The sequence below is a fragment of the Candidatus Borrarchaeum sp. genome, assembly GCF_019058535.1.
Classification (GTDB): domain Archaea; phylum Asgardarchaeota; class Sifarchaeia; order Borrarchaeales; family Borrarchaeaceae; genus Borrarchaeum; species Borrarchaeum weybense.
Map to the genome: position 1 here is coordinate 1 of NZ_JAHPYX010000002.1, position 7413 is coordinate 7413.

At 38.6% G+C, this 7413-nt stretch carries 4 protein-coding genes; 1 reads left to right on the forward strand and 3 read right to left on the reverse strand.

All coding sequences use genetic code 11. The features are described 5' to 3' along the window. The first annotated feature begins 20 nt into the window (after nucleotides 1-20). Nucleotides 21-1229: an RNA-guided endonuclease IscB gene (gene iscB / locus QVB70_RS00060; protein ID WP_287582132.1), complete on the forward strand. Its 1209-nt coding sequence runs from the start codon at nucleotides 21-23 to the stop codon at nucleotides 1227-1229. A gap of 184 nt (nucleotides 1230-1413) precedes the next feature. On the opposite strand, the gene QVB70_RS00065 is transcribed toward iscB, so the two are convergent. From QVB70_RS00065 to QVB70_RS00075, 3 genes are all read right to left on the reverse strand, one after another. Beyond that, nucleotides 1414-4401 carry an FtsX-like permease family protein gene (locus QVB70_RS00065; protein ID WP_287582134.1) on the reverse strand — a complete coding sequence of 996 codons (2988 nt, stop codon included), beginning with the start codon at nucleotides 4399-4401 and terminating at the stop codon, nucleotides 1414-1416. A 22-nt stretch (nucleotides 4402-4423) separates the two neighbouring features. Next, complete coding sequence (locus tag QVB70_RS00070; RefSeq protein ID WP_287582136.1) at nucleotides 4424-5203, reverse strand: ABC transporter ATP-binding protein; 780 nt, start codon at nucleotides 5201-5203, stop codon at nucleotides 4424-4426. 225 nt (nucleotides 5204-5428) lie between these two features. Beyond that, nucleotides 5429-7413, reverse strand: a 1985-nt coding sequence (locus tag QVB70_RS00075; RefSeq protein WP_287582138.1) for an FtsX-like permease family protein, incomplete at its 5' end; no start/stop codon positions are given.

Here is a 7413-nt window from a genome sequence, read left to right on the forward strand (position 1 = left end):
GTTAAAGGAGGCGATAGGACTTGAGAGTACCTATCTATGTAGTAAACATGAGGGGGCAACCGCTCATGCCTACCACACAACGCAAAGGAAAGAAATTATTAAAAGAAGGAAATGCACAGGTTGTCCAGAGATGCCCTTTTACTGTGCAGTTGAACTATGCTACTGGAGAATCTAGGCAACCGATTAAACTCGGAGTGGACATCGGATATACGAACATCGGGTTTAGTGCCAAGACAGAAACGTTAGAAGTCATTAGTGGGACGCTGAACTTACGACATGATGTCTCTAAAAAGCTAGAGGAAAAAAGGAGGCACCGCAGAGCTCGTAGAAGTAGACTAGGGTACAGACCACCTCGATTTAATAACCGAACGCGACCTGAAGGATGGTTAGCCCCCAGTATTCAGCACAAACAAGATTCACATATTCGATTAGTTGATAAACTTGAAACGTTACTTCCGATACCCTTCAAAAAGATAGAGGTGGCAAATTTCGATGAACACAAAATGCAGTATCCAGAAATTTCAGGAATAGAATATCAACAGGGCGAACTTCAAGGCTATGAAGTCAGAGAATATCTACTGGATAAGTGGGGGCGTACATGTGCTTATTGTGGTAAAACAAACGTGCCCTTAGAAGTCGAGCATATCGTCCCGAAAAGCCGAGGCGGGACAGACCGAGTGTCGAATTTGACGTTATCATGCAGGAAATGTAATCTTAAGAAAGGAAATAAGACTGCCGAGGAGTTTGGGTATCCTCACATCCAGCAACAGGCAACGCAACCGCTTAAAGCACCAGCATGTCTGAATACTATTCGCTGGAGGATAGTAGAACAGTTAGGTGCAGAACATACTTACGGATATATCACCAAATACCAGCGGAACAAGTTAGGGCTGGAAAAATCGCATATCAACGATGCGTTTGTTATTGTAGGTGGATCCAATCAAGAACGCTGCCGTCCTTATGAAGTGATGCAAGTCAGGCGTAATAATCGTTCTATACAGAAGAACAGAAGAGGATTCAAACCGTCAATTAGGAGACAGAGGTACCAGTTGCAACCCCACGATTTGGTAACCTATAATGGAAAACGATACAAAGTCAAAGGAGTATTTAATTATGGAACATGGGTACGATTAAGTGATTCAAACGGAAAAGTCGTAAACACCAATATCAAAAACGTGGAGTTGTTGAAATATGGAAAAGGATTGATATTTACGTTTAAAAACAATTAATATACTGCAGTTCAGCTCCACCCTATCAGATGGAGTCTTCTTGCGGAGGTTAGATAAAAGCATTGTTGTTCAATGCGCGCGCAATGATTCGAATTGAAAATGATAAAAGATCGAATGCTTTTCTATTTTTAGTCTTCTATTTTAATTCAAAAGAAAAAATGGAATATTGAAATGATGACTGATTTCAGCCGGTATATCTTAGTGATTCCGCTGGTGCAACCTTTCCTGCTTGCCAGGCTGGAAATATCGCAGCACCAATAGCTGCGACGATCGCAATAACAGTAGTCAATACGATTTCGCTCCATGGTACTATAAATACTGCACTAAATGTTGTTCCTCCAGATGCTGCGATCAATCGAACGATCGTTGCCCCTAAGAAGTACCCATCAATAAGTCCAAGAATGAGACCAATTAGAGCCAGAAATATGGACTCAGCCAGGATAAGCTGAATTACTTTTGCCCTTTTCATGCCTATGGTACGAAGCAATCCTATTTCTCGTCTTCTCTCACTAACTATCTTAATTAGAGTAGTTAATAACGCAAGCAATCCAACGATTATGCTTGCATAACTAATTATATTGAAGAAAACACTTATCTGAGCTGTGCCTTCCTCAATATCTGCTTTGATATCTTGTTTTAGGCTGAACGAAAGTTTATATTCATCTCCCCAAATTGAATCGATCTGATCAGCAACAACTTGCGGATCGACTTCTGTACCATTTTCATAGCGTTGATCTAGTTTAAGAGTAAATATATTTGCATTTTCTTCAAATCCAAATTCATAGAATCTGTCAATATCAATAATACAGAAGAATCCTGCTTGTGGGGCGCCAATGAAGTTATTCGATATTATCCCTCGAACCTTAAATTCAGTTTTATTTCCTGCTGCTTTAATTTGGACAGGTGTTTTCTGATCTATTCGAATTTTGAGTTCATTTGCTAATTTTTCACTTATTATGCAGGCATTTTCGTTTGGATTTTTGAGTTGTTTGAAGAGTTTAAATGCATCTGTATTGTTTGGTGCAATAATTCGTGTATTGTCGTTCACTATTGCATAATTTGTACTGTTTACTCCAATGAGCAATGAATTAAAATCTTCTTCCCATAATTCGAATTTTGCACCTGCCTGTTGTTGCACTGTAATGGCTGGAAGCCATCCCTCACTGGTATTTTCCCAATTAATGCCTTGAATATTTCGCGTGATATTGCCACTGAGATTAGGAGGCGCTCCAACTTGAGATATAATGAACATGTCAGCCTCTAGGTTGTCATCTACAAAATTAAGGATCCCCGCTGTGACCGAACCTGTAATTGTAGCGACTGTTATGACTAATGATAGAGCTATAGTGAAAATACCAAAAGTTAATGTACTACGAGCAGGTTTTCTCCACAAGTTTCGACTTGCAAGTTCGCTTACGTATTCTAAACCAGGAATGCGTCTAAAGAAGAAATTAAAAAGGCTTCCTACACCTCTCAATATTCCTGCGGTGAAGAGTATTGAGCCAGCTACAAGAATAAAATTTCCAACTAGACCCGTTGCGCGAAGAAGCTGTATTTCAATGATACCAGCCATCAACAAAGATACGCCCGCCGACAAGAGACGATATTTCTGCTTTATACCACATATAATTTGGGGAATACCTACAACTAGCATTGCAAGACCAATAGCACTAATGAAACCACTGAGCATTCCCGTCATTTCTAGTTCTGGGATAAGCATCACTGTTACGAAAAGAATTATACCGACAACGAGAAGAATAGTTCCTCCAATAATGCATTTTAAACGAGATCTTAATGTGGGCTCCGTTGTTACCCGGGATTCTGGCCTGAGTGCATTTATAATGGCAATTCTTGTAATACTAATAAGAGGATAAAGTCCCGCAATTATCGTTAGGATAATACCTATAATGAAACCATCTCGAAGAGAAATAGGATCAATAAAAAACTGCCCTGCCTCTCCAAGAGCATTTGGATCTGCTAATTCATCACTGATAATGGTGTTTGTTAAGAATTGAAATAATGCTTGTGATAAACCAATACCAAGCAATAAGCCAAGCAAACTTCCTGCTATACCGATTGCGAGTATTTCATAAATAAAGAGTCGAAATAGTTTCAATTTTTTAAATCCAATTGATCGAAGCACACCGATTTCATATTTACGTTCTGCAAGGGTGATATTGATAGCGTTAAATATAAGGAAAACCATTGCTAATAAAACAGTAATACCCGCGAATGAGGTTCCAGCATTTAGACCAATAAGAGCACCCTGCGCATTTTCAAGTTGAGTTTGTTTTGGTGAGAATACTTCAAGTTGATCATCCTCTGCCTTAACAACATCCTCAATTCCTTTTTGAACCTCTTCGAATTGATCAGAAAATGCGGGATCTAATTCAATAATAAGCCTATCGATCTTACCGCCAGTCTTAGGGAATAATTTTCGAGCTGCATCGATGGTAACCCACACACTTAATCCAAAAGACTCATCACGAACCTTACCAGTGGATTCAGCAAATGCTGCGATATCAAAAACTCTCGATCTTGAACTTCCGCCACTTCTATACCTTATTTTTAGTCTATCGCCAACTGTAGCATTGACTAAACTGATTTCACCATCATCATCTTCTTCTTCATAAGTAATTCCATCGAGTACCAATTCGCTTACGATGACATTCTGTCCAACTACAAGATCATTAATTGTTTCACCACTCTTATAGTCAAATAAGTCGCCAAATTCATTATCATATCTTGGGTCTATGCCAATCACTTGTGCTGCAGTGGAATTTCCATCATCGGAAATAGAGAGAATGCAAAAACGTTGCAAACGGGGAGCTGCAGATTTTACTCCCTCTACCTGTAAAACTTTGTCAAGAATATCTTCATCGAATGCTTCACCGTCAATCCTGGAGATTTCAAAGTCAATATTTCCACCTGTAAGTTCGATAATATCTAAAAAGGTTTGACTTGCATTTGTTGCGGCTGCATCAAAAGCCACATATAATGAAATTGATAAGCTTATTCCAACAACAGTAAGGAAATTGCGTGTTTTTCTGCGTCCTAGATTTCGAATCGCCATTCGAATGAGATCTTGATCTTTTAGCAAGATAACAATTACAATTGCAGCGATTATAAGAATTATTAGGAGAATACTACCGCTTATAGTCTGTAATTGCATAAGATCACCATAGAACTATTTTTTATTCAGTATCGCTAACAGAACCAAAACGTTCTTCACATGCTTCTTTAAATTCTTCTTCAGTAAATTTCAATACCTTCTTTGCAGTCATTTTATCAGTAGAAATCTGTCCATCAATTATTCGAATGAGTCTATCACAATGTTCAGCAACAACAGGATCATGTGTTATGACAATGAATGTCACACCTCTGTTTTCATTCAAATCATGCATCAATCCTAAAATTTCGTCCCCAGTTTTTGTATCCACATCACCCGTAGGTTCATCAGCTAAGACTATTGAGGGATTATTTGCGAGCGCACGCGCTATTGATACACGTTGTCTTTGTCCGCCGCTAAGTTCATCAGGGCGATTATTAATTCGATCCCCAAGTCCGACAATCTCTAAAAGTTCTATAGCACGTTTTCTGCGTTCTTTACGAGGCATACCTATAAGCATTAATGGCAATTCCACATTTTCCAAGGCAGTTAAGACTGGTACTAAATTATAGAACTGAAAAACAAACCCTATTTCTTGTGCGCGTAATTCTGTTAATTTAGCATCAGACATTTTTGAAATGTCTTGATTGTTGATGAGGACTTTTCCTGACGTGGGGTAATCCAATCCACCAAGTAGATTTAAGAGAGTTGATTTACCACTTCCAGAGGGGCCCATAATGACTAAAAACTCGCCTTTTTTCACTTGGAGATTAATCCCTCGCAAAGCAGATACAACTACGCCACCTAGAAAGTAATCTTTCCTTAAATCAATTGTTTCGACAACAATTTCACTATTCTCACTCAAATTTGCGCCCCCGTGACACAACACAATATTTTATATCTCTATTAAGCATCTATGTTCAGGAGTTGTAAGTTTACGAGTGTTAACTTTCCTTTAATCATCGAAAATTCAATATGGATCATCAATATAATCATTACTATAGAGGAAACTCAATTATTGTCCCAAAAATTGAGATATCAGAGTGTTGTCATTTAAAGTCTTTAAAATGAAAGAGAGGAGAACTACGGATTAACCAGTATATCTTAGTGACTCTGCAGGTGCTATTCTACCAGCTTGCCATGCTGGAAATATAGCGCCAACAATTGCTACTATTACAGCAACAATAGTGGTTTGAGCAACAGTTGCCCATGGCATCACAAATTCCCATTGGAATGGTGTTCCACCAGCTTCACCAATAAACGTTACTATAGATAATCCTAGAATATATCCGTCTATGATTCCAAGTATGAGCCCGATCATACCCAAAAATATTGATTCAAACAGAATGAGTTGCATTACTTTTGCCCTTTTTATGCCTATTGTGCGAAGTAATCCTATTTCTCGGCGTCGCTCACTGACTATTTTTATCATTGTGGTTACTAATGCAAGTAATCCAACGATGATCGAAGCGTAACTAATAACTGAAAAGAATGTACCTATCTCTTGCACTTGTTCGTCAATATCTTCTTTAATATCTTCTTTAATTGAGAAATCTAATTTATATTCATCTCCCCATACAGCATCGATTTGGTCTGCCACAACCTGCGCATCGACTTCTGTGCCATTCGGATAGTAGTTATCCAACCTTATTGTAAACATATGAGCCGTATCCTCGAAGCCGAAATCATATAATTTGTCTATATCAATCATACCGAAATATCCTGCTCCTGGATATCCAAACATATCATTATGTATGATCCCTATGACTTTAAATTCAGTGGAGTTAAAATGAGCCTTTATTGTGATTGGTGTTTTCTGCCCTAATTTTACCTTTAGTTCATCAGCTAGTTTGTCACTGAGAATACAATTGTTTGCATTCGGATTCTTAAGCTGTTTAAAGAGTGTATAGACATCAGTATCATTTAGGGCAACGATTTGTGTATTTTCATTAACTACGGCGTAGTTTGAACTATTAACGCCAATCAACAATGAGGGAAAATCATCTTCCCAGAGATCAAACGCCGCACCAGCGAATTCTTGGATAGTACAACCCGGAACCCACCCTTCACTTGTGTTTTCCCAGTGAATACCTTCAATATTTCGGGTGATATTGCTACTGAGATTGGGAGGAGCCCCTGTGTTTGAAGTTACAAACATGTCAGCCTCGATGTTTGAATCGACCCAATTGATTATTCCAGCTCCAATCGAATTAGTAATGGCGGACATTATAATAACCATTGCTAAGGCAATTGTAAAAATACCAAAAGTTAACGTGCTACGAGTTGGTTTTCTTGCGATATTTTTTGTTGCTAGATTGCTCACATATCTTAACCCTGGAATGCGTCTGAGGATGAAATTGAAAAAATCTCCCACACCTTTAAGGACGCCTGCTGTAAAGATGATGGAACCACCCATGAGTACAAAACTCCCAATGAAAGATCCAACATAGAAAGTATCGTAAATCCCTACTGCAAGCAAGGTAACACCTGCATAAAGAATCATATATTTTCGTTTGAGTGCGCCCGCAAATAAGGTTACACCAATTCCTATCATTAAAAGAGCCGTTCCATCGAGAATAGAGCCTACATACTCACCTAAACTGACATTTATTTGTGGGAACATCAATAATGCAATGAAAAGACCTATACCTCCAAGGATAAGGCCAATACCTCCAGCAATCCATGCAATTCGACGTTTCAGCTCATGTTTCTCGGTTATCCTTGCTTCTGCGCGTAATGCGTAAATAATCTTCAAACCAGTTATTGATAGAAGGGGATACAAACCTCCTATTACCGTAAATATTACTCCGATTATGAACCCATTTTGGAGATGTGCAGGGTTAATGGGAAGCGCTTCGAATTCCGCACCTACTACCGTTTCAGCTTCTAAGAAAAAAAGTTGTTTGATATACAAATACAACACACGTGATAAGCCGATACCTGCAAATACACCAGTTGCGCTACCAATAATACCTATAATAAATACTTCGTAAAAGAATAGTCGAAATATATGATGTTTCTTAAATCCTATGGAGCGGAGCACCCCGATCTCATATTTACGCTCCGCGATTGTCA

Excerpts from the sequence above, each read along its gene's own strand:
- QVB70_RS00065 (WP_287582134.1), bottom strand. The coding sequence starts at position 4,401 with ATGCAATTACAGACTATAAGCGGTAGTATTCTCCTAATAATTCTTATA.